Source organism: Leisingera daeponensis DSM 23529 (assembly GCF_000473145.1).
Taxonomy (GTDB): domain Bacteria; phylum Pseudomonadota; class Alphaproteobacteria; order Rhodobacterales; family Rhodobacteraceae; genus Leisingera; species Leisingera daeponensis.
Map to the genome: position 1 here is coordinate 2113780 of NZ_KI421500.1, position 21989 is coordinate 2135768.

The 21989-nt window shown below is 64.5% G+C and carries 25 protein-coding genes; 6 read left to right on the forward strand and 19 right to left on the reverse strand.

The features are described 5' to 3' along the window. Position 1 precedes the first annotated feature (1 nt). The 10 genes from moaD to DAEP_RS0110785 form a co-directional block, all read right to left on the reverse strand. Complete coding sequence (gene moaD, locus DAEP_RS0110740; protein ID WP_008553532.1) at positions 2–247, reverse strand: molybdopterin converting factor subunit 1; 246 nt, start codon at positions 245–247, stop codon at positions 2–4. Continuing rightward, a complete protein-coding gene (gene pgsA, locus DAEP_RS0110745; RefSeq protein WP_008554844.1) occupies positions 247–918 on the reverse strand; it encodes a CDP-diacylglycerol--glycerol-3-phosphate 3-phosphatidyltransferase in 672 nt (223 codons plus the stop codon). Before pgsA ends, moaD begins: the two co-directional genes overlap by 1 nt. A gap of 137 nt (positions 919–1055) precedes the next feature. After that, positions 1056–2957: an excinuclease ABC subunit UvrC gene (uvrC, locus tag DAEP_RS0110750; protein ID WP_027244647.1), complete on the reverse strand. Its 1902-nt coding sequence runs from the start codon at positions 2955–2957 to the stop codon at positions 1056–1058. Positions 2958–3256: 299 nt separating this feature from the next. Next, positions 3257–4084 (reverse strand): SDR family oxidoreductase, encoded by an 828-nt coding sequence (locus DAEP_RS0110755; protein WP_281171967.1) that lies wholly within the window; start codon positions 4082–4084, stop codon positions 3257–3259. Continuing rightward, the gene (locus DAEP_RS0110760; protein WP_008553386.1) at positions 4065–5027 is read right to left on the reverse strand and encodes a calcium/sodium antiporter; all 963 of its coding nucleotides are present in this window, start codon (positions 5025–5027) and stop codon (positions 4065–4067) included. Before DAEP_RS0110760 ends, DAEP_RS0110755 begins: the two co-directional genes overlap by 20 nt. After that, the gene (locus DAEP_RS24245; RefSeq protein ID WP_008553295.1) at positions 5024–5197 is read right to left on the reverse strand and encodes a hypothetical protein; all 174 of its coding nucleotides are present in this window, start codon (positions 5195–5197) and stop codon (positions 5024–5026) included. Before DAEP_RS24245 ends, DAEP_RS0110760 begins: the two co-directional genes overlap by 4 nt. Before the next feature lies 1 nt (position 5198). After that, entirely contained in the window at positions 5199–5996 is a 798-nt protein-coding gene (locus DAEP_RS0110770) for a S49 family peptidase (protein WP_027244649.1), read from the reverse strand. Positions 5997–6203: 207 nt separating this feature from the next. Further along, the gene (locus DAEP_RS0110775; protein ID WP_027244650.1) at positions 6204–6965 is read right to left on the reverse strand and encodes an ABC transporter permease; all 762 of its coding nucleotides are present in this window, start codon (positions 6963–6965) and stop codon (positions 6204–6206) included. Further along, positions 6962–7921, reverse strand: coding sequence for an ABC transporter ATP-binding protein (locus DAEP_RS0110780; protein ID WP_008555720.1), 960 nt, complete (start codon positions 7919–7921; stop codon positions 6962–6964). The genes DAEP_RS0110775 and DAEP_RS0110780 overlap by 4 nt, the downstream gene beginning before the upstream one ends. A gap of 121 nt (positions 7922–8042) precedes the next feature. Further along, positions 8043–8564: an SRPBCC family protein gene (locus tag DAEP_RS0110785; RefSeq protein ID WP_027244651.1), complete on the reverse strand. Its 522-nt coding sequence runs from the start codon at positions 8562–8564 to the stop codon at positions 8043–8045. 200 nt (positions 8565–8764) lie between these two features. Between DAEP_RS0110785 and DAEP_RS0110790 the strand changes: the two genes are divergently transcribed. Further along, on the forward strand, positions 8765–9439 hold the full coding sequence (locus tag DAEP_RS0110790) for an NAD(P)-dependent oxidoreductase (RefSeq protein WP_027244652.1): 675 nt from the start codon (positions 8765–8767) through the stop codon (positions 9437–9439). Between the two features lie 219 nt (positions 9440–9658). Here DAEP_RS0110790 and DAEP_RS0110795 read toward each other — a convergent pair whose 3' ends face one another. Together DAEP_RS0110795 and pobA are read right to left on the reverse strand one after the other, a co-directional pair. After that, positions 9659–10519, reverse strand: coding sequence for a crotonase/enoyl-CoA hydratase family protein (locus tag DAEP_RS0110795; protein WP_027244653.1), 861 nt, complete (start codon positions 10517–10519; stop codon positions 9659–9661). A 90-nt stretch (positions 10520–10609) separates the two neighbouring features. Next, positions 10610–11791 carry a 4-hydroxybenzoate 3-monooxygenase gene (pobA, locus tag DAEP_RS0110800; RefSeq protein WP_027244654.1) on the reverse strand — a complete coding sequence of 394 codons (1182 nt, stop codon included), beginning with the start codon at positions 11789–11791 and terminating at the stop codon, positions 10610–10612. A 104-nt stretch (positions 11792–11895) separates the two neighbouring features. Here pobA and DAEP_RS0110805 point away from each other — a divergent pair, with 104 nt between their 5' ends. Both DAEP_RS0110805 and DAEP_RS0110810 read left to right on the forward strand, forming a co-directional pair. Further along, positions 11896–12756, forward strand: a complete 861-nt coding sequence (locus DAEP_RS0110805) for a helix-turn-helix domain-containing protein (RefSeq protein ID WP_036761101.1) — start codon at positions 11896–11898, stop codon at positions 12754–12756. Positions 12757–12802: 46 nt separating this feature from the next. Beyond that, complete coding sequence (locus tag DAEP_RS0110810; protein WP_027244656.1) at positions 12803–13888, forward strand: CaiB/BaiF CoA transferase family protein; 1086 nt, start codon at positions 12803–12805, stop codon at positions 13886–13888. A 2-nt stretch (positions 13889–13890) separates the two neighbouring features. Here DAEP_RS0110810 and DAEP_RS24250 read toward each other — a convergent pair whose 3' ends face one another. Both DAEP_RS24250 and hemE read right to left on the reverse strand, forming a co-directional pair. Further along, entirely contained in the window at positions 13891–14058 is a 168-nt protein-coding gene (locus DAEP_RS24250) for a hypothetical protein (RefSeq protein ID WP_027244657.1), read from the reverse strand. Between the two features lie 84 nt (positions 14059–14142). Further along, entirely contained in the window at positions 14143–15177 is a 1035-nt protein-coding gene (gene hemE / locus DAEP_RS0110820; protein WP_027244658.1) for a uroporphyrinogen decarboxylase, read from the reverse strand. Between the two features lie 198 nt (positions 15178–15375). Between hemE and hemC the strand changes: the two genes are divergently transcribed. After that, positions 15376–16335, forward strand: coding sequence for a hydroxymethylbilane synthase (gene hemC / locus DAEP_RS0110825; protein WP_027244659.1), 960 nt, complete (start codon positions 15376–15378; stop codon positions 16333–16335). A 131-nt stretch (positions 16336–16466) separates the two neighbouring features. Here hemC and DAEP_RS0110830 read toward each other — a convergent pair whose 3' ends face one another. The 5 genes from DAEP_RS0110830 to clpS form a co-directional block, all read right to left on the reverse strand. Further along, entirely contained in the window at positions 16467–17282 is an 816-nt protein-coding gene (locus tag DAEP_RS0110830) for a glycoside hydrolase family 25 protein (protein WP_027244660.1), read from the reverse strand. A gap of 177 nt (positions 17283–17459) precedes the next feature. Continuing rightward, complete coding sequence (hemF, locus tag DAEP_RS0110835; RefSeq protein WP_027244661.1) at positions 17460–18353, reverse strand: oxygen-dependent coproporphyrinogen oxidase; 894 nt, start codon at positions 18351–18353, stop codon at positions 17460–17462. Between the two features lie 15 nt (positions 18354–18368). Then, complete coding sequence (locus DAEP_RS0110840; RefSeq protein ID WP_008555949.1) at positions 18369–19172, reverse strand: SDR family NAD(P)-dependent oxidoreductase; 804 nt, start codon at positions 19170–19172, stop codon at positions 18369–18371. An 83-nt stretch (positions 19173–19255) separates the two neighbouring features. Then, complete coding sequence (locus tag DAEP_RS0110845) at positions 19256–20245, reverse strand: class I SAM-dependent methyltransferase (protein ID WP_027244662.1); 990 nt, start codon at positions 20243–20245, stop codon at positions 19256–19258. A gap of 12 nt (positions 20246–20257) precedes the next feature. Continuing rightward, positions 20258–20581 (reverse strand): ATP-dependent Clp protease adapter ClpS, encoded by a 324-nt coding sequence (gene clpS, locus DAEP_RS0110850; protein WP_036761102.1) that lies wholly within the window; start codon positions 20579–20581, stop codon positions 20258–20260. A gap of 106 nt (positions 20582–20687) precedes the next feature. Here clpS and DAEP_RS0110855 point away from each other — a divergent pair, with 106 nt between their 5' ends. Both DAEP_RS0110855 and DAEP_RS0110860 read left to right on the forward strand, forming a co-directional pair. Further along, on the forward strand, positions 20688–21401 hold the full coding sequence (locus DAEP_RS0110855) for an HAD family hydrolase (RefSeq protein WP_027244664.1): 714 nt from the start codon (positions 20688–20690) through the stop codon (positions 21399–21401). Positions 21402–21479: 78 nt separating this feature from the next. Next, positions 21480–21806: a hypothetical protein gene (locus DAEP_RS0110860; RefSeq protein ID WP_027244665.1), complete on the forward strand. Its 327-nt coding sequence runs from the start codon at positions 21480–21482 to the stop codon at positions 21804–21806. Positions 21807–21989: the final 183 nt, after the last annotated feature.

Genomic DNA, 21989 nt, shown 5'->3' on the forward strand with positions numbered 1-21989 from the left:
TTCAGCCCCCGGTCATCGGCGGGAAAAAGGCCACCTCGCGCACGCCGTCCAAGGAGGCGTCGAACTCCGACAGTTCCTGGTCCAGCGCCACCCGCAAGGCAGAGAGGTCCGCAAAGGCGGCAGCGTAGCGCTCTTCCCGCGCGCGCAGTTCCTCGACCAGATCTGCCACTGTGGCGGCAGAGGTCTCCACCTGCTCGCGCGGCAGGCCGATACGCTCGCGCACCCAGGCAAAGTACAGAACGTCCATCAATGCGCCTCCTTCAGATGCGGCATCGCCTTGCGAAGGTAATCCAGCCCGGTGATCGCGGTCAGCGCCGCGGCGATCCACAGCAGCCACAGGCCGATGCGGCCGGTCCAGAACACCCCGGCCTCTTTCCAGCGCAGTCCGAACAGGTCCTCCAGCTCGCCTGCAATGACCTGGCTGTAGATCTGATCATCCATGCCAAAGGAGGACATCACCAGGTAATGCTCAAAGATGCCCTGCGAGAACAGCGTGGCAATGGCGAGCATCTGGGCGGTGGTCTTCCACTTGGCCAGTTTGGTGACCTTGAGCGTGCCGGCGGTGTCGCCAAGGTATTCACGCAGGCCGGAGACAAACACCTCGCGGAACAGGATCACGGTCGCGGGCAGCACCAGCCAGGGGGTCCAGTGTTCAGCCGAGTAGCCCACCAGGATCATCAGCGCGATCACCACCATCGCCTTGTCGGCAATCGGATCCAGCATCGCGCCAATCTTGGTTTCCTGCTTCCAGGCCCGGGCCAGATAGCCGTCAAACCAGTCGGTCACCGCGGCGGTGATGAACAAAAGCAGCGCAAACCAGTCCGCATAGGGCCGCGAGAAGTAAAGGAACATCACCGCAAGGCCGGGCGCAGCGACAAGCCGCAGCAGGGTGAGGATATTTGGCAGGGTCCATTTCATGCGGGCACATTATCCGGCTGACTGGCGTGTGGAAAGCAGATGGCAGACAAAAAACCGCCCCCTGGGGGCGGATGCCTCCGGCGGGGATATTTCCGGCCAGATGAACAAGGGAGTGGTCCGGTTTTCAAGGGCTTATTTCAACCGCTGCTGTGGAAGTGGTCGTAAATGCGCTCCGCCAGCGCCTCGGAGATGCCCTCCACCGCTTTGAGGTCGGACAGATTTGCGCGGCTTACCGCCTTGGCGCTGCCGAAATGGGCCAGCAAAGCCCGCTTGCGCGAGGCCCCCACGCCGGGCACTTCATCCAGCGGCGTGGCGCTCACCGCCTTGGCGCGCTTGGCCCGGTGGGTGCCGATCGCAAACCGGTGCGCTTCGTCCCGCATCCGCTGGATGAAATAAAGCACCGGATCGTTGCGCTGCAGGGCAAAGACAGGCGCGCCGGGGCGGTAGAACTCCTCCTTGCCGTGATCGCGGTCGACCCCTTTCGCCACCCCCACCATCGGGATGTCCTGCACGCCGTGCTCCTCCATGATCTCTGCCACGGCTGACACCTGGCCTGCGCCGCCGTCGATCAGCAGCAGATCGGGCCACAGCCCCTTGTCCCGGTCCGGGTCTTCTTTCAGCAGGCGCGAGAAACGGCGGTTCAGCACCTCCTTCATCATGCCGAAGTCGTCGCCCGGAACCAGGTCATCGCCCCTGATATTAAATTTGCGGTAGGCGTTTTTCAGGAAACCCTCCGGCCCCATCACGATCATGCCGCCCACGGCATTGGTGCCCTGGATATGGGAGTTGTCGTAAACCTCGATCCTCTGCGGCGGGCCTTCTAGGCCAAAAGCCTCTGCCAGCCCGCGCAGGAGCTTGGCCTGGGTGGCGCTTTCGGCCATCCGGCGGGCCAGGCTTTCGCGGGCGTTGCGCACGGCAAAGGCCACCAGTTCGGTCTTTTCGCCGCGCTGCGGCACCAGCAGTTCAACCTTGCGGTCTGCCGACTCGCTCAGCGCCTGCTCCATCAGGTCAGCGTTTTCGATGGCGTCGGACAGGATCAGCTGCCGCGGCGGCTCCTTGTTGGTATAGAACTGGCCGAGGAAGGCCTCCATGATCTCTGCCGGGCTGTTGTCGGCGTCCACCCGCGGATAGAAATCCTGGTTGCCCCAGTTCTGGTTGGCGCGGATGAAGAACACCTGCACGCAAGCCTGGCCGCGCTCCAAGTGGAGGCCGATCACATCTGCCTCTGCCACCCCGCGCGGGTTGATGCCCTGCGAGGACTGCACTTGTGTCAGCGCCTTGATCCGGTCGCGCAGGGCGGCGGCGCGCTCGAACTCCATCGCCTCGGAGGCGGCCATCATCTGCTCTGCCAGTTCTTCCTGAACTTTGGTGGAACGGCCGGACAGAAAGCGCTCGGCGTCGCGCACGCTGGCGGCATAGTCCGCTTCAGAAATCAGCCCGGTGCAAGGCGCGGAGCAGCGTTTGATCTGGTACTGCAGGCACGGCCTGGTGCGGGTCTCGAACATGGAATCCGAGCAATTGCGCAACAGGAACGCCTTTTGCAGCTGGTTCAATGTCCGGTTCACCGCGCCGGCGCTGGCGAAGGGTCCGAAATAGCTGCCCTTCTGCTTACGGGCGCCGCGGTGCTTCTTGATCTGCGGAAAGGCGTGATCCTTGGCCACCAGAATATTCGGGAAGCTTTTGTCGTCGCGCAGCAGAACGTTGTATTTGGGCTTCAGCTGCTTGATCAGGTTCTGTTCCAGCAGCAGTGCCTCGGTCTCTGTCCGAGTGGTCAGGAACATCATCGAGGCGGTGAGCGCGATCATCCGCTCGATCCGGGGGCTGTTGCCGGGGCGGGTGTAATTCGACACCCGCGCCTTGAGATTGCGCGCCTTGCCCACGTAAAGCACCCGGCTGTCGGCATCCAGCATCCGGTAAACCCCGGGTGACGCGTCCAACGTCTTCACGTAATCCTGGATCACGGCGTAGCCGGTTCTGGGCTTTGTGGCGGGCGAATCCGGGGATGTTTCAGCAGGCTGGTCGTTCATGTGCTCAGACATATGATTCCCCGCCTCTGGCTGCAATGTTTGCCTGTCCGGATCAAGAGCGGTAAAATCCACGGAAGTTGTGGATAACTACGGAGATATCTTTGGGCTATCCCGCGTTTTTCCTTATTTACGGCTGGTTTCGGACGGATGCCTAAAATTTAGGCGCATTGTTAACGCACTGATTTTACGGATTATTTTTTAGGCAGCCTGTCAAGGTTCTGAAAAGAAAGACACTTTTGTAACGCTTCCGCCACGGCATGCGCACCGGTGCAAAACTTGCGTCTGAGAGGAGGGTTTTAGCCCGCCTTGCGTCACTCCAGCCCGTCGCTGTCGGGGGTCTGCCAGGCCAGGTGCTGGCCGCCGTCCACGCAAATCATCTGGCCGGTCACCGCCTCGGCCTGCAGCAGATAGGACAAGGCCGCGGTGATGTCCTGCGGGTCGGCGCCGCGCTGCAGAATCGTGGCCTGGCGCTGGCGGGTAAACTGCTCCGCGCTTTGGCGCGGCCCCTGCAGGGTCGGCCCCGGACCGATGCCGTTGACGCGGATCCTCGGCGCCAGCGCCTGGGCCGCGGTGCGGGTCAGGGTCCACAGCGCCGATTTCGCCAGCGTGTAGCTCATGAACTCCGGTGTCAGCTTGCGCACCCGCTGGTCGATCATGTTAACCGCCAGCCCCCAAGCACAGGGCTCGCCCCGGGCGTCTGTCTCCAGCGGCACGTCCTGCGCCGCCATCGCCTGCAGCAGCACGAAAGGCGCCCGCAGGTTGCTGCCCATGTGGCGGTCCCAGCTGTCCCGTGTGGCGGTGGCGAGGGTATCGTGCTCAAAAATGGAGGCGTTGTTGACCAGGCAGGTGACGGGCCCGCCCAGCGCTGCAGCCGCCCGGGGCAGCAGCACCTGGGCCTGCGCCTCGTCCAGGAGATCTGCTTGCAAAACCGCCGCCTGGCGGCCCAGTGCGCGGATTTCTCCGGCGGTCTCCTCGGCATCCTGCGCGGAAGTTGCATAGTGGACGGCGACGTCATGACCGCGCGCGGCCAGTTCCAGGGCTATCGCCCGGCCAAGCCGCTTCCCCGCTCCTGTCACCAATGCCCGCATCTGCGCCTTCCCTGCTGCTGCAGGCCTAGAGTTAAAACAGGACCACCATATAAGCCAGATAGAGCGCGCTGAGAATGACACCCCAAGTCCGGGTGATGTCCTGCTTGAAAAAGACAAAGGGGATCAGCAGCAGCGAGGCTGAGAGCATCACCCAGAGGTCGAACTGCAGGAACTCTGGATCGACGGTGATCGGGCCGACAAAGGTGGCAATGCCGATGATGGCCAGGAGGTTGAACATGTTGGAGCCGATCACGTTGCCCAGCGCCACATCCGCCTGCCGGCGCATCGCCGCCATTGTGGTTGTGGCCAGTTCCGGCAGCGACGTGCCCACGGCCACCAGCGTCAGGCCGATCACGGTTTCGCTGATCCCGTAAAGACGCGCGATGATCGAAGCGTTGTCCACCAGCAGGTCGGCACCCAGCGGCAGCCCGATCAGGCCCAGCAGCAGGTAAATTCCGACACGCCAATACGGCATGTCTGGGTCGGCCTCTTCGATCTCTTCCAAGTCCGCATCCGCGGCGCAGCCATTGCCTTTGCCATTGCGGCGGTGTTTGCGGGCATCGCGGAACGCTACCCCCAGCACCCCGGCCAGTGCGGTCAGCAGGATCAGGCCGGACCAGACCGTGAAGGTGCCGCTGAAAGCCAGTCCGATGAACAGCACCGATGCGCCCAGCATGAAGACATAGTTCCTGCGGGTGCTGCATTCGCTGGTGTGCAGGGCGCGCAACAGCGCGGGGATGCCAAGCACCAGCAGGATGTTGGCGGTGTTGGAGCCGACCACATTGCCCATCGCAATGCCGTCTGCGCCCTCGTAGACCGCGCTGATCGCAATCAGCAGCTCCGGCGCCGAGGTGCCGAAGGCCACGATGGTCAGGCTCACGATCAGCGCAGGCACCCCCAGCCGCAGGCTGAGGTTTACCGCGCCGCGCACCAGCGCATCGCCCGCCAGCAGCAGGATCACCAAACCAAGGGCCGAATACAGCCATGGCATCATTTGCCACGATCTCCTTTTTTACAGGCGCACGGCCCCTTGCCGATCTTGAAGCGGCCGCAGGACGGGCAGCGCCTGGAATTGATGTGCTTCTGGCCGGGAAACCGCAGCTTGCCGAACATCGCAAGCACGGCCATCACCACCAGAAAGAGGGCAACGATCTTGAACAGCACGTCAGAGCCCGAAACGCGCGTATTCGGCACGTTCCTCGATCCCGGCCAGCGCGTCCTGGGCAAGCCGCATTCCGAACCGGCTCCAGAAAGGCTTCTTCAGGCCGTAGCGGCGGAAGCGGACCTTCTCGCCGAAACGCTCCTGCATCTTGGGTTTGAGGTGGCCGATACCGTCGATCAGCCCCAGCTCTTCAGCTCTGCGTGCCAGCCAGATCTCGCCGGTGAAGAGATTTTCATCGTTCTTCAGCTTGGCCCCGCGCCGTTCGGTGACGTGATCGATGAAATTGGCGTGGATGTCATTCAGGATCACCTTGAGGCGCTGCACGTCCTCGGGGTTTTCCGGACGGAACGGGTCCAGCATGGATTTGCTCTCGCCCGCGGTGTAAACCCGCCGCTCCACGCCCTGACGGGCCAGCAGCACATGGGCGCCGAACCCGGCGGAGATCACCCCGACCGAGCCCAGCACAGAACTCGCGTCGGCCCAGATCTCATCCGCAGCGGCGGCCAGCCAGTAGCCGCCCGAGGCCGCAACATCCTCGACGAAGGCATAGACCGGGATGCCCAGTTCTTCCGCCAGGCGGCGGATGCGGGCACCGATCAGCGAGCTTTGCACCGGCGAGCCGCCGGGGGAGTTGATTTCCAGCGCGACGGCGGCGGGCTTGCCCTTGCGGAAGGCCCGCTCCAGGATCGGGGCCAGAGCGGCATCGCTGAGCGAGCCGCGCCCCGGCATACCAATGGCGCCGTTGAGGCGCACCACCGCCACCAGCGGCTGTCTTTTCAGGAAAGGCAGGTGAATTCTCATGGCGCCGATGTAGAGGGCCGCCCGGGGTGAAACAAGATGCACCCCCCGGGGTTTTACGGCGAAACGCAAAAACCGCCGCCTCCGCGGGCATAAATGCAACGCTGATTTGCGCCCCGAAAACGGGTGCCGATGACTGCGGCGGCGGCGCCCGGCGGTCAGGACGGCAGCCTGCAAATGCGGCTTTTTTGACCGGTTTCCTGCCGATACTCAGGCCCGGATGCGCCAGCCGGTCTTGAAGATCCACCAGATCACCGCCATGCAAGCCAGGGTAAAGCCGCCAATGGCGCAAAGGCTCAGCAGCACCGGCACATCCGCCTGGCCGAAGAACGCCCAGCGGAAGCCCGACACCAGATAGACCACCGGGTTGAACAGGGTGATGGTCTGCCACACCGGCGGCAGCATGGAGATCGAGTAGAAAGACCCGCCCAGGAACACCAGCGGCGTCACCACCAGCAGCGGCACCAGCTGCAGCTGTTCGAAATTTCCGGCCCAGATGCCAATGATGAACCCCATCAGCGAAAAGCTGAGGCAGGTCAGCACCAGGAAGGCGACCATTGCAACGGGATGCTGAATCGGGAGGTCCACAAACAGCGAGGCGGTGCACAGAATGACCACGCCGATGAAGAGCGACTTGGTCGCCGCTGCCCCGGCAAAGCCTGCAACCACCTCAAGGAAATTGATCGGCGCTGACAGGATTTCATAGATATTGCCGATGAATTTCGGGAAATAGATCCCGAAGGAGGCATTGGATATGCTCTGTGTGATCACCGACAGCATCACCAGTCCCGGCACGATGAAGGCACCGTATTCGACGCCGTCGACCTCCTGGATGCGGCTGCCGATGGCGCTGCCGAACACCACGAAATAGAGCGAGGTGGACAGAACCGGCGAGATGAAGCTTTGCAAAAAGGTGCGCCAGAACCGCGCCATTTCCGCCTTGTAGATGGTGGCAACCGCAGTCCAGTTCATGCCGCGTCTCCCTGGGCTGTGCCCTTCGAATCTCCGCCCGCCGAAACGAGGCCGACAAAAATGTCTTCCAAGCTGGATTCGCGCGTCTGCACATCCGACAGCACCAGACCGGCCTGCGCCACATCATTCAGCAGCGTGGTGATGCCGGTCCGTTCCGCCCGGGTGTCATAAGTGTAAAGCAGCCCGCTGCCGCCATTGACCAGCTGCAAATTGTGCTGCGACAGCGCCTCCGGAACCGCCTCGACCGGCGTGGCCAATTGCACTTCCAGCTGTTTCTGGCCCATCCGCGCCATCAGCTGCTCCTTCGCTTCGACCAGCAGCAGCTCGCCGCCCGTGATCACACCTACCCGGTCGGCGATGGCCTCTGCCTCCTCGATGTAATGGGTGGTCAGAATAATGGTGACACCGCCGGCCTTCAGCTCGCGCACGATTTCCCACATGTCCTTGCGCAGTTCGACGTCCACCCCTGCTGTGGGTTCATCCAGGAACAGGATGCGCGGCTCATGCGCCAGCGCCTTGGCGATCAGCACCCGCCGCTTCATGCCGCCCGACAGGTCCATGATGCGGCTGTCGCGCTTCTCCCACAGCGACAGCTTGCGCAGGATGCTCCCGATCAGTTCCGCGTTGGCAGGCTTGCCGAACAGGCCGCGGGAGAATGTGACCGTGTCGAGTACCTTGGTGAAGGGCTCCAGGGTAATCTCCTGCGGCACCAGCCCGATCAGCGCCCTGGCCGCGCGGAACTGGGAGACGTTATCGAAACCGCCCACGCTGATGCTGCCAGAGGTTGCAGTGGTGATGCCGCAAACGGTTGAAATCAGGGTGGTCTTGCCCGCGCCATTGGGGCCGAGCAGGGCCAGAATTTCGCCCTCTTCAATGTCGAGCGAGACGCCTTTCAGCGCTTCGAAACCGCCATCGTACATTTTGCGCAGATCGCGGATGGACAGTATGGCCGCCATGATGCCTCCGGGATGGTCTCAGATCCCGGCTACCCTAGCGGCGGCGTGCCGCATCTGCCAGCCCCGTGCCGCTCATCCGGCCGCAGATTGGCCTGTGCGCTTGCGCAGAGTTCAGGGCGGCTCAGCCGCGGCCGGTCACCTTGCTGAACCAGCCCTTCTTTTCGCCGTCATCCGGGGCATCGCCGCCGTCGTCTGCCTCGCTCTCCGGTGCCAGATGCGCTTGCAGGTTGGCAAAGAACTGGTCCGCCATCTTTTTGGCAAAGCCGTCGATGATCCGGCTGCCCAGCTGCGCCAGCTTGCCGCCGACCTTGGCTTCGACATCATAGGACAGCAGCGTGCCTGAGCCCGATGGCGCCAGGGTCACGATGGCGCCGCCCTTGGCAAAGCCGGCCGCCCCGCCCTTGCCCTCGCCGCTGATGGTCAGTTTCTCGTTTTCAACCAGGTCCGACAGGGTCACCTGCCCCTTAAAGGTGGCTTTCACCGGGCCGACCTTCTGGGTGACGGTGGCCTCGAACCCCTCTTCGGGCGTGCCGGTCACATCCTGCGCGCCAGGCACGCAGGCTTGCAGCACCTCAGGCGTCAGCAGCGCCGCATAGACGGTTGCCGGATCGGCGGCGATTTCCTTCTGGTCACTCATCTGCATGGGCTGGGCCTCCCTGGCGCTGTGTCGTCCGCTCCCCCAGACCTAGCCGCCCGGCCCCGCCCTGCCAAGCCCGGAGTGGCCCGGAGGGCGGCGGCGGGCGGGCGCGGAAAGGGACAGCCGCAGGAAATCTTGAAATCAATCTTGACGTCAAGATTTATCGCGAACTATCTTCACGTCGAGACAAATAAAAGGACACACCCATGAAAATCATCCTCTTTGGCGCAACCGGCGATGCAGGCAGCGCCGCCCTGAGGGCAGCGGTCGCGCGCGGCCATCAGGTGACAGCGGTGTCCCGGCAGCCGCAGGCGCTGGCGGATCTCAGCCCCCTGGTCACCCCGCAGCCCTTGGACTTGCTGGCGGATCCGCAGGCCGCGGCAGCAGCCGCCCGGGGACACAGCCTGGCGATCAGTGCTCTGCGGCCGCCCGCGGGGCGGGAAGCCGATCTGGTGCCGCTGACACGTGCCGCGCTTGATGCGGCCCGGCAGGCCGGCATTCCGGTGCTGGTGACCGGCGGCGCCGCGACGCTGAAGCTGGCCGACGGCAGCGGCCTCACAGTGCTGAGCGCGCCGGGATTCCTCCCCGAAAGCGTCCGTCCGATTGCCGAGGCCTGCGCCGCGCAGGACGCTCTGCTGGAGGCGGAGATCGAAACGGATTGGACCTGCCTCCGCCCGCCTGCGCTGCTGACGGAAGGCCCGCAGACCGGCCGCTACCGGTTCGGCACCGATACGCTGGTGACGGATGCGGATGGCATCTCGCAGATCTCCTATGCGGATTTCGGTGCAGCTCTGCTGGATCTGGCGGAAAACCCGCGCGGCACCCGGCAAAGGCTGACCGTCGCCTGGGGCGCTCCCGCCCCCGCCCTGGCGGCCGGCTGACGCCGGGCCTTAGGCGGCGTTGGGCCGGGCAGCGCGCCTTGCGCGCTGCGGCCGCTCGGCCGCGCGCACTCCTCCACAACCTTCGCGCCGCCGTGTCTCTCAAGGCAAACCCGTTCCCCTGACGCCCCGACGCCGCGCGTCAGCGCGGCGCCGGACCCAAGGCTTTGCATTGCATCTGCGATGCATGGCATAGGCGCGGGAGCCGCTGCCTTGCTCCGGTCAGCGGTTGCGCTTGGGAAGTGACTCATTAGCGGTCCAGTCGAACGTGCCCTGATCCCGCTCCTGCACCGCTTGCTTCCAGCCCTTCTGCTCCGCTCTGGCCTTGAAGTTCAGCCCCTCGGGCGAATGTCGGCTGATGCCGTCAAAGACCGTGGCCAGCCGCTGGGTCTGCATCAGCCCGGTCTGCTCGATCGCCTGGTTGATCACCAGCTTCTGCATTGCCAGCTGGTTGACGGGCACTGCCGCCATCCGCGCCGCCATTTCCTCGACGGCATCGTCCAGCTGCTCCGCCGGCACAGCCTTCAGCACCAGACCCATCTCCGCCGCCTCCCTGCCGCTGATGCGGTCGCCGGTGAACAGCATCCGCTTGGCCCGCTCCGCGCCCAGCCGGTAGACCCACATCGCCGTGGTCGGGCAGCCCCAGACGCGCGCGGGCATGTAGCCGATCTCCGCATCCTCCGCCATGAACGTCAGGTCCGCGCACAGCGCGATGTCCGACCCGCCCGCCACCGCAAAGCCATGCACCTTGCAGATCACCGGCTTGGCCGCCCGCCACAGGGACATGAACGCCTGGGTATTTTCCCACATGAAGCGGTAGTCCTTGATGGGGTCCCAAGGCATCGGCTGAGTCACCTCGCCGCTGCCGTTCCCCTCGGCGTAATAGGTCAGATCATAACCCGCGCAGAACCCCTTGCCCGCGCCGGACAGGATCATCACATGCACCTGCGGGTCCGCATCCGCCTGTGCCACCGCCGCGGCCAGATCCCGCGGCATCTCGTCATTGATGGCATTCATCACATCTGGCCGGTTCAGCGTGATCCGCGCGATCCGGCCATCCTTCTCGTACAGTACCGTGGACATGGGCTCCTCCTCCGCTGCGCAAAGGAGATCACAGGCCGCGTCCGCCGCATAGACGGGCCGACGCAGCGTCAGACCACTGTGAAGCTTGGCCTAGTACGGCAGCCCGACGTAATTTTCAGCCAGCGACGCCTGCGCCGCATCCGAGGAGAACAGGTAGTCCAGATCCGCGCGCTGCAGCCGCAGGTCGGTCTCGCTGCCCTCCGGCGCCCTGTGCAGCAGGTTTGTCATCCACCAGCTGAAGCGCTCCGCTTTCCAGACCCGCGCCAGCGCCTTTTCCGAATAGGCGTCCAGCCCCGTGCTGTCGCCTTTCAGATAGTGGTCCTGGAATCCGTGATAGAGGTAATAGATGTCCGAGGCCGCCAGGTTCAGACCCTTGGCGCCGGTAGGCGGCACGATATGGGCCGCGTCACCGGCCAGGAACAGGTTTCCATAGCGCATCGGCTCCGCCACGAAGCTGCGCAGGGGGGCGATGGATTTCTCGATCGACGGGCCGGTCTGCAGGCCAGCCGCGACCTCATCCGGCAACCGGCGCTTCAGCTCTTGCCAGAACGCCGCATCGCTCCAATCCTCCACCCGGTCCGTGAGAGGCACCTGGATGTAATACCGGCTCAGCACCCGGCTGCGCAGCGAACACAGGGCAAAGCCGCGCTCATGCCGGGCATAGATCAGTTCCTCGGAGACCGGAGGCGTTTCCGACAAAACCCCAAGCCAGCCAAACGGGTAGACTTTCTCGTACTCCTTCAGCACATCCGCCGGGATCGACTTGCGGCTGACACCGTGAAAGCCATCGGCGCCGACGATGAAGTCGCACTCGGCCCGCTGCGCCTCGCCCTCCTGCTCCCAGGTCACAAAGGGGCGCGCCTCGGTCAGCGCGTGGGGCTGCACGTTCTGCGCCTCGTGGATCACGACACCGCCCATCTCGTCGCGTGCTTCATACAGATCGCGGGTGACTTCAGTCTGGCCGTAGACCATCACCGTGTCGCCGCCGGTGTGCTTCGCCAGGTCGATCCGGTCCAGCTGCCCCTGATGGGCGATGTGGAAGCCTTCGTGGATCTCGCCCTCCCGGTCCATCCGCGCGCCGCAGCCCGCCTCGCGCATCAGGTTGACGAATCCATGCTCCAGCACGCCCGCCCGGATCCGGCCCAGCACATGGGCGCGGGTGTGCTTTTCCAGCACGATGGAGCTGATCCCCTTGCGGTGCAATAGCTGCGAGAGCAGCAGCCCGGACGGCCCGCCGCCAATGATAACAACCTGCGTCTGATGCGTGGACATGCGCGTTCCCCTGATCGTTCGGTATATTCGTGCGAATGGGATTATGCGCCGGGCGCATCTGTTTGCGAATGGACCAACCGTGCCATCTCTTGTATATTTCGCACATGCATCCCTCGGCCCGCATCGACAGCTACAACCTGTTCGGCGAAACCGCCGAATTGGCCGATGTGATGCATGTCGAGACGGTCCGCACCCGTTCAGAGTTGCATGACTGGGCATTGCGGCCGCACCGGCACGCAAGGCTGCATCAGCTGCTGGTGCTGACCAGCGGCGGGGGAGCGGCGGATCTTGACGGAAACAGACATAGGCTGACCCCGCCCTGCCTGATCAATGTGCCCCGCGGCGTGGTGCATGGTTTCCGGTTTGGCCATGGCACCGGCGGCTGGGTGATCACCCTGACTTCCGACCTGCTGGACCAGAACCTGGCGCCGGGTGAGGGGATCCGCGCGCCACTCGACCTGCCTGCCGTGCTGCCGCTGCCAGAGGGGTTGCAGGACCTCGCGGAACGGCTGTTCCATGAATACCGCGCCAAGGCGTTTGGGCGGGCGCAGATGCTGCGCGGGCTGGCACTCAGCCTCACCGCGCTGGCCGCCCGCGCCGCCGCGGCCGGGCAGGAGGCCGGCGTGCAATCGCGGTCCGGCACGCTGTTTGCCCGGTTTGAAGCGCTGGTCGAGCGCGACTTCCGCCTGCGCCGCCCGCTGGCGCAGTACGCGGAGGAGCTGGCGGTGTCAGCGACCCATCTGAACCGGATCGCCCATCAGGCCACGGGCCAGCCGGCCTCGGCGCTGGTCGGCGCCCGGGTGCTGCGGGAGGCGCGGCGGCTGCTGATCTATACCGACATGACCGCGGCTCAGATCGCCTATGAGCTGGGCTTCAACGATCCCGCTCATTTCAGCCGCGTCTTTGCCAAGGGCACCGGAATGCCGCCACGGAAATTCCGCCAGCAGCTTGCCGGAAGCGTCTGAGCCGGAGCAGACTGGCCTTTGCACAGACATCGCGAGGGGAAGGCTAATGCTGCAGGGGATCCGCATTCTGGAGGTCGAGGGCCTGGGCCCCGGCCCCTTTGCCGCGATGACACTGGCCGACCTCGGGGCGGAGGTGATCTGCGTGCACCGGCCGTACACCGGGCGTACACCGGGGATGCCGGAAAAGTCGCTGCTGGACCGGGGCAAGCGGTCCATCACGCTTGATCTGAAAACGCCTGAGGACGCCGAAACTTTCCTGAAACTTGCCGAAACCGCACATGGGCTGATCGAAGGATTCCGTCCCGGCGTGATGGAACGGCTGGGGCTGGGGCCGACGGAGTGCCACGCGGTGAACCCAGGCCTGGTTTACGGGCGGATGACCGGCTGGGGCCAGGACAGCCCGCTGGCCCATGCTGCCGGGCATGACCTGAATTACATCTCGCTGTCGGGCGCGCTGTGGTATGCGTCCAACCCTGGCGACGTGCCGCTGACACCCGCCACGCTGGTTGGCGACATCGGCGGCGGCGCGATGTATCTGGTGGCGGGGATGCTGGCAGGCATCCTCAAGGCAGCGTCCGGCGGCGGGGGCTGCGTGGTAGATACCGCGATCTACGACGGCTCGGCGCATATGATGAATCTCTTGATGAGCATCCGCCAGGCCGGGAACTTCGGCGTCACACGTGGAGCAAACCTGCTCGACGGGCCGCATTGGAGCCGCACCTATGCCTGCGCCGGCGGCGGCTATGTCTCGGTCCAATGCCTGGAGCCGAAGTTCTATGCGCTGTTTCTGGAGAAGCTAGGGCTGGCGGAGGAGGCGGAGTTCCAGCAGCAGTTCAACAAGGCGCTCTGGCCAGCCTTGACCGGCCGCCTCGCCGGGATATTTGCCAGTCAGCCGCGCGATCACTGGGCGGCGCTGTTCGAAGGGAGCGATGCCTGCGTCGCCCCGGTGCTGAACCCGGAGGAGGCTCAGGCGCATGTCATGAATGCCCGCGGCACGTGGGTCGAAGACCAGGGCGTGCTGCAAGCGGCCCCTGCCCCGCGGTTTTCCGGCCAGCCCGGGTGGGTGCCGCCGGAAATCCCGCGTCGCGGCCAGCACACAAGGGAAATCCTGGCGGAGCTGGGCCGGAAATAGGGTCAGTCTTCTTTCTTGGCCTTCTCGGCGGCAGCTTTCATCCGCTTAAGCAGCTCAGTCTTGTCCGCCTGCTTGCCAAAGGGGTTTTTCTTGGTGCCCTTGGCATTATGTTCGGCGTGACGAGGTTTATTCTTGCCCATTTTGGGTGCTCCAGATTTACCGTAATCCACCGTTATGTCCTCTTTCGCGGCGCGTCGTTCTGCGCTGATGCCTGAAACAGCCACCCGGCACAAGGCCGGGCAGCACGCAGCAGGTCAGCCGCCCCTGACCGTGTCGATCATCAGTTGCACATTGTCCGGGTCCGCGTCCGGCGTGATGCCGTGGCCCAGATTGAAGATATGCGGGCCATTCTTGAACGCCTCGACAATGCGGCGGGTTTCATCCACCAGATCCTGCCCGCCTGTCACCATGTGGCGGGAGGCCAGGTTGCCCTGGACGCAGCCATCCACCTGCACATTGGCGGCGGCCCATTCCGGATCCACAGAGTTATCGAGCGCGACGCAATCCACGCCGGTCGCCTTGGCGAACCCCACGTATTTTTCACCCGCCTCGCGCGGGAAGCCGATGACGGGGATGCCCGGGTGGCGCTGCTTCAGCGCCGCGGTGATCTGGCGGCAGGGCTCCAGCGCGTATTTTTCGAAGTCCGCGCCTTTCAGCGAGCCGGCCCAGCTGTCGAAGATCTTTACCACCTCGGCGCCCGCCTCGATCTGCTTGGAAAGGTAATCAATGGTCGCCTCTGTGATCCGCGCCAAGAGCGCCTCGAACAGGGCAGTGTTTTCTTCGCGCAAGCGGTGAGCAGGCCCCTGGTCCGGGGTGCCGCGGCCTGCGATCATATAGGTCGCCACGGTCCAGGGCGCACCGGCAAAACCGATCAGCGTGGTCTCGGACGGCAGCTCACGCGATAGGATACGGACGGTTTCATAGATCGGGTTCAGCGTCTCGTGAATGTCGCTCGCCGGGCCCAGTTTGGCGAAATCCGCGTCCGTGGTGATGGTCGACAGCCGCGGGCCTTCGCCGGTCACGAACCACAGGTCAGCACCCAGCGCCTGCGGGATCAGCAGGATGTCGGCAAACAGGATGGCCGCATCAAAACCGTAACGGCGGATCGGCTGCAAGGTCACCTCAGCGGCGAGGTCAGAGTTATAGCAGAGCGACAGGAAATCCCCGGCCTCGGCCCGCGTGGCGCGGTATTCCGGCAGGTAGCGGCCCGCCTGGCGCATCATCCAGATCGGCGGCACATCCTGTTTCTCACCCGCCAGTGCGCGCAGCAGCTTCTTTTGTCCGGCCATGATTTTCCTCGCTATCTTTCGCCCACATAGGTCGCCCTCTGAGGTCACGCCTGCGGGGGCGAATGTCAAGAGCAGGGGCGATCTGCCGCGCACCGGCCTTTTGCGCCTTGTCCTATGTCAAAGCCCGCGCGCGATGCCCGTGGGAGATGCGCAAAAACCGGTTTCCACCGGGCCGCAAACTGATTTATGGCTTCTTCCATGACACTGACCCTGCCCACCCCCGCTTCGCCCCTGAAAATCGGCACCCGCGGATCGCCGCTGGCGCTGGCCCAGGCGTATGAGACCCGCAGCCGCCTTGCCGCAGCCTTTGATCTGCCGCAGGAGGCGTTCGAGATCGTAGTGATCAAGACCACCGGCGACAATCAGGCGCTGATCGCGGCGGACAAGCCGCTGAAAGAGCTGGGCGGCAAGGGGCTGTTCACCAAGGAGATCGAAGAGGACCTCCTGTCGGGCGCCATCGACATTGCGGTGCATTCGATGAAGGACATGCCGGTGGCCCAGCCCGAGGGGCTGGCGCTGGACACCTATCTGCCGCGCGAAGATGTGCGCGATGCCTTCATCTCTCCCGCGCTGAAATCGCTGCATGATCTGGCCGAGGGCGCGGTGGTCGGCACCTCGTCGCTGCGCCGCCGGGCGCAACTGCTGAACCGCCGCCCCGACCTGAATGTGGTGGAGTTCCGCGGCAATGTGCAGACCCGCCTGCGCAAGCTGTCCGAGGGCGTGGCGGACTGCACCTTCCTGGCGATGGCCGGACTTAACCGTCTGGCGATGGCGGATGTGCCTGCCAATCCGATCGAGACCAGCGACATGCTGCCCGCGGTGGCGCAGGGCGCCATTGGCATCGAGCGGCGCGCGGATGACGGCCGCGCGGCGGAAATGCTGGCGGCAATCCATGACGGGGAGACCGGTTTGCGGCTGGCGGCGGAACGCGCCTTCCTGGCGGCGCTCGACGGCTCCTGCGAGACTCCGATAGCGGGCCTTGCCGAGTTGCATGGCTCCACCCTGCGCCTGCGCGGCGAGGTGCTGCGTCCCGATGGCTCAGAATCCATCAGCGATGATCAGACCTGCCCGGTCGAAGACGGTGCGGAACTGGGCCGGGAAATGGCGGCAAAGCTCTTGGAGAAGGCCGGCAAGGGCTTCTTTGACTGGAAGGCCTGAGCGAGGCTCTGCCTCGCGCTCCGGGATATTTGGAGCCAGATGAATTAAGGATCCTCTCTTCATCTGGCTGAAAATATCCTGGGGGTGAGCGCCGATGGCGCGAGGGGGCAAAGCCCCCTTTTCAGTCTCCGCTAGATCTGCCCCGACCACCTGAGCCAGCTTTCCGGGCTCCCGCCGAAGGTGTTGAGGTCCACATCGCCCGCCACCCCTGGCACCTGGCCGGTGCCGGAATACTGCCAGAAGCTCCAGCTTTCGCCCGGGTAGACTTGTTGCGGGTGGCCCGCGACGGAACGCAGCCAGAACTCGGTGCCGCTGAGCTGCCCGATGCCGGTGTCGCGGTAGAAATCCACTGTTGTATAGACCACCGGGCGCTTGCCGTAGTGGCGCTCCAGGATGTTCAGGAACTTGCGCGCCTCAGCCCGCACCGTTGCGCCGTCAGGCCGCGTCCTGCAGGAGCGGGAGCGGTGGTTCCATTCCATGTCCAGCACCGGCGGCAGCGCGTCCGGGTCTTTCGGCACGTGGCGGATGAACCAGCGCGCCTGCTCTGCCGCCGGGCGGCAGAAGTAATAATAATGATAGGCGCCGCGCTTCAGTCCTGCGGCGCCCGCCCCGCGCCAGTTGTCGCGGAACTTGGCGTCGGTATGGTCACCTCCCTCGGTCGCCTTGATATAGGCAAAGGACACGCCGGAGCGGCGCACCTTGAGCCAGTCGATATCGCCCTGATAGCGGGAGACGTCGATGCCATGCACCGGGTAGGACCAGGGCGCGCGCCCCGCCCATTCGTGCGGGTCGCGGTCGCCGAAGCGGGGATAGGTGGACAATCCTGCCAGCCGTGCATTGGCTGGCTCAGTCCGGGTGACCTGCGGCGCGCTCACCTCCCTGTCCGGCGCCCTGCCGCAGCCAGCTGCCAGTGCCAGCGCCAATACCCCCAGAACCAGTCTGCGCATGTGATGTGCTCCCTGCCTCAACCTTTGAATACTGCTTTTGTCTTTGCCTGTTCTGACTCACTCTAGCGCAGGCAGGCGTAAAGTCGCGTGCCCGGAAAGGTTGTCAGCAAAAATCCGCCAAAGGAAAACGCGCCGCTTTGGGAACGGCGCGCCGGCAGTGTCACAGGAGCGGCGGTGTCAGACCCATTTGGCCAGCGGCGGCAGGCTCATCAGCACCGCATTCGCATCGTGGCCGGTTTCCAGCCCGAACTTGGTGCCCCGGTCATAAACCAGATTGTATTCCGCATAGAGGCCACGATGGATCAGCTGGGCGTCCTTGTCGGCTTCAGAATAGTCCTGCACCCGGCGCTTTTCGACCAGCGGAACAAAGGCCGGCAGGAAGGCGCGGCCGATGTCCTGGGTCAGGGCGAAATCCGCGGCCCAGTCGCCGGAGTTCTGATCGTCCATGAAGATGCCGCCGACGCCGCGGGCGCGTTTGCGGTGGGGGATATAGAAATATTCATCTGCCCAGGCCTTGAGCCGCGGGTACTGGTCCGGCCCGTGCGGGTCCAGGTGTTGCTTCTGGGTGGCGTGGAAATGCGCGGTGTCTTCCTCGTATTCGATGCAAGGGTTAAGATCCGAGCCGCCGCCGAACCACCAGGCATGCGGGGTCCAGAACATACGGGTGTTCATGTGCACGGCCGGCACATGCGGGTTGCGCATATGGGCGACCAGCGAAATGCCGGATGCCCAGAACCGCGGATCGTCTTTCATGCCCGGGATGCCCTTGCGCGCTGCCATGGCGGCTTGCGCGCGGTCGCCCAGGGTGCCGTAGACCTCTGAGATATTGACGCCGACCTTCTCAAACACCCGGCCGCCGCGCATCACGCTCATCAGCCCGCCGCCGGCATCAGAGCCGTCGTCCGAAGTCCGCTTGGTCTGCGTCACCTCGAACCGGCCCGGCGCCATCTCCGCAAACGGGCCTTCGCTGTGGCTGTCCTCCAGCCCCTCGAACGCCGCAACGATCTGGTCACGCAACTGGCGGAACCAGGCGGCGGCCTGGGCTTTTTCCTCGATCATCTCTGCGGTCATGCCAAGTCTTTCCAATCAGTGCATCGGCGCGGACACCGGGTCCAGGAGGGTGCGGCCGCCGTCCAGTGTCACCACCTGGCCGGTCATGAACCCGGAGGCATCCGACGCCAGGTACTGCGCGGTTTCGGTCAGCTCGGTCGGCGAAGCGACCCGGCCCAGAGGCGTGTGCGCCTCGATATCCTGGCGGAAACTGCGGTTTTCCTTGAGCGTCGCCTGCATCGAGGCGCTCATCACCGATCCGAAAGCGATGGAGTTCACCCGGATGCGGTACGGCGCCAGCGACACCGCCAGCGAGCGCGTCACCTGGTCCAGCGCCGCGGAGGCCACTGAATAGGCCATCAGGTCCGGGTGGGTGCGGCGGGCCGCAATCGACGAGAGGTTGATGATGCTGCCCAGGAGGCCCTCACCCCCGCGATCTTCACCCTGTTTGATCATCCGCTTGGCCACCTGCTGGGACAGGCGCACCGACGGCAGCAGGCTTTGGTTCAAGAGCTGGTCCAGGGTTTCATCCTGCGCATCAAGCGCATCGGTCGCCACCACCTGCCGGGCGCCGTTGACCAGAATGTCGATGTCGTCAAAGGCGTCGATGGTGGCCGACAGCAGGTTGGCGATGGTCAGGCGCTCCCGCAGATCGCCGGCGAAATAGCGGATGTTGCTTTCGTCGGCCTGCTCGCCCAGTTCGGCAACCAGCTGCGCCTCCTGCGTGTCGACGAACATGACATTGGCGCCGGCATCGGCGAACTGCTTGCCGATCGCCAGGCCGATGCCGCTGGCGGCGCCGGTCACTATGGCAGTCTTGCCGGAGATGGAAAAGGACATGCGAGATCACTCCCTAGGCCGTTTGGCAGGCACGTTAGACCGGGACTGCCGGATTGGAAACCGGCATTGCGCCCGGAACGCGGTTACTTGCGCCCGCGCCGCGGTTTGGCCGCGTGCAGGATCTTGAAGCGGTTGTCGCCGCCTTCTTCGCGCACCTGGGCAAAACGCTCCGCCAAAACGGTCTCATACGGCAGGTGCCGGTTGGCCACCATCCATAGGCTGCCGCTGGGCGCCAGCATCGCCGCCGCGGCGGCGATGAAGGCCTGCCCCAGCGACGGCTCCGCCGCGCGGCCGGTATGGAAAGGCGGGTTCATCACCACGGTGTTCACCGGGCCCGGCGCCTTCCAGCTGCGGGCATCGGCCCAGTGAAACCGCGTCCGCGGGTCCGCTGCATTCAGGCGGGCGCAGGCCAGTGCGGCATGGTCCGCCTCAACCAGATGCAACTCCTCAACGCCGTCATGCTTCAGCACCTGCGCCGACAGATAGCCCCAGCCGCCGCCCAGGTCGGCCACGCAGCGGCCCAGTTTCACGGGCAGCGTTGCCGCCAGCAGGCGGGACGCCGGGTCAATGCCATCCGCGGAAAACACGCCCGGCGCGGTGATGAAACCCTCAACCTGCTGCGGGCCTGCGGGCAGCCAGTCGGACAGATCGGTGCCGCCCTCGATCCAGAACACCTTGCCATGCGCTTTGGACACCGGCGCCGAGGGCGCGCAGCGCTTGCGCAGGTCCTTCAGGACCGAATCGATGCCTTCGGTCTTGGCGCCGTCGATCAGCACCTGCCCCCGGGTGGCAGCGGCAGCCTGCGCCACCAGCATCCGCGCCAGCGCCTTGGCCCGCGGCAGAAAGACGACGGCGACTGAATATTCTGCCCCCGCCTCTGGTGCCGGCGCACAGTCGTACCCCTGCGCGGCGAAATGATCGTGGTCGGGGCGGAACGGCTGGATGATCAGCAGCTGCGCCTTGGGCAGCGCCGACAGGTCGTGTTCGGCGCGCGGGTGGAACACGGCGATGCGGCCCTCGGACGGCACAGCAAAGCCGCCCGATTGGGCGGCCAGGGACAGGCGGACAGACATATAAAGGCCTCTTCAGTCTTCTTTTTCCATGGTGCACTGCAGCGGGTGCTGGTGGCGGCGGGCGAAATCCATCACTTGGCCCACCTTGGTCTCAGCCACCTCATGGCTGAACACGCCGACCACCGCCACGCCTTTCTTGTGCACCGTCAGCATGATCTCAAACGCCTGCGCGTGGGTCATGCCAAAGAACCGCTCCAGCACCATCACCACGAATTCCATCGGGGTGTAGTCGTCATTCAGCAGCAGCACCTTGTAGCGCGGCGGACGCTTGGTCTTGGGGCGCGTCTTGGTCAGGACGCCAGCCTCTGTGTCGTCGTCTGAATGATCCGTCATCATGATGGGCTGCAGCGGCATAAGCAATTTGTTCCAGTGATGCATGGAATTTCCTGTGCCGCTTATATAGCCTCTTAGCTGTTCAGGAAAAGAGACTGAGACCCGCAGATTGACACGTAATTTGACAACAATCGGCTTTGATGCCGACGATACCCTTTGGCACAATGAACGGTTCTTCCGCGTGACGCAGGACAGATTCGCCGAATTGCTGATGGATCACACCCCTGACGACATCGGCCTTGAGCAGCTGGAGCGGCGGCTGCTGGACGCCGAGAAGCGCAACTTGGGGCGCTATGGCTACGGGGTGAAGGGATTCACCCTGTCGATGATCGAAACCGCGCTCGACGTGACCGAGGAGCGGGTGCCGGGCGCCGTGATCAAGGAGCTGATCACCGCAGGCCAAATGATGCTCTCCTACCCTATCGAACTGCTGCCCTGTGCGCGCGAGGCGGTGGAGGCCGTGGCGGGCCGTTATAAGGTTGTGCTGATCACCAAGGGCGACCTGCTGGATCAGGAGCGCAAGCTGGCGCAATCCGGCCTGGGCGAGCTGTTCGACGGGGTTGAGGTGGTCTCGGAAAAGACGCCTGAGGTCTATCTGGACATCTTTGCCCGCCACGGCGACGGCGCCGCGCGGGCGATGATGGTCGGCAACTCGATGCGCTCGGACGTGGTGCCGGTGATCGAGGCAGGCGGCTGGGGCACCTACGTGCCGCACGGGCTGGTCTGGGAGGTCGAGCACGCCGAAGCGCCGGAGCACAGCCCGCGCTATACGGAGATTGCAGATCTCGGCGGGCTCGCGGATCTGGTGGAGCGTTTGGGCTGACCGCTTTGCCCGGGGGTGCTGGACGGGCCGCTGCGCGGCCACAATCCCATTGGCAAACCGCGAAGGAGACACCGGGACATGCCCCACGCCGAGCTGAAATACTCCAGCGATCTTGAGATCGACGCCGCCGCCATCCTCGCCGCGATCGAGGCGGTGATTCTGGAGCATGACGCCGGTGCAGGCGCCTGCAAGGGACGCGCCTATCCGGCGGATCAGTTCCGCCACAGCCATATCGCCGTCAGCGTGGCGCTGCTGAGCAAGCCGCACCGGGATGAGGCGTTTTCCAGGGCGCTGCTGGCCGATCTCGAATCCCGCATCAAGGCGCAGCTGCGCCAGCCTTGCGAATTTTCGCTCGGCCTCAGCTATGCCACGCCCTTCTATGTGACCCATTTTCATCCCGGCTGAGGGCGTTGCAGCCCTTGCAGCCCGTCTCAAGGTCTGCCCCGTGCCGCTTTAGATTGCTCAATTGAAAGTTTTTTTGGTAACTCTTTGTTAGCACATCCTGCATCTAGCGGCCCAGCACATAAGACCCACTAGATGCCGGCGCTACTTAACGGTTGCGCCGGACACGCGCGTTTCGCCGCTGTT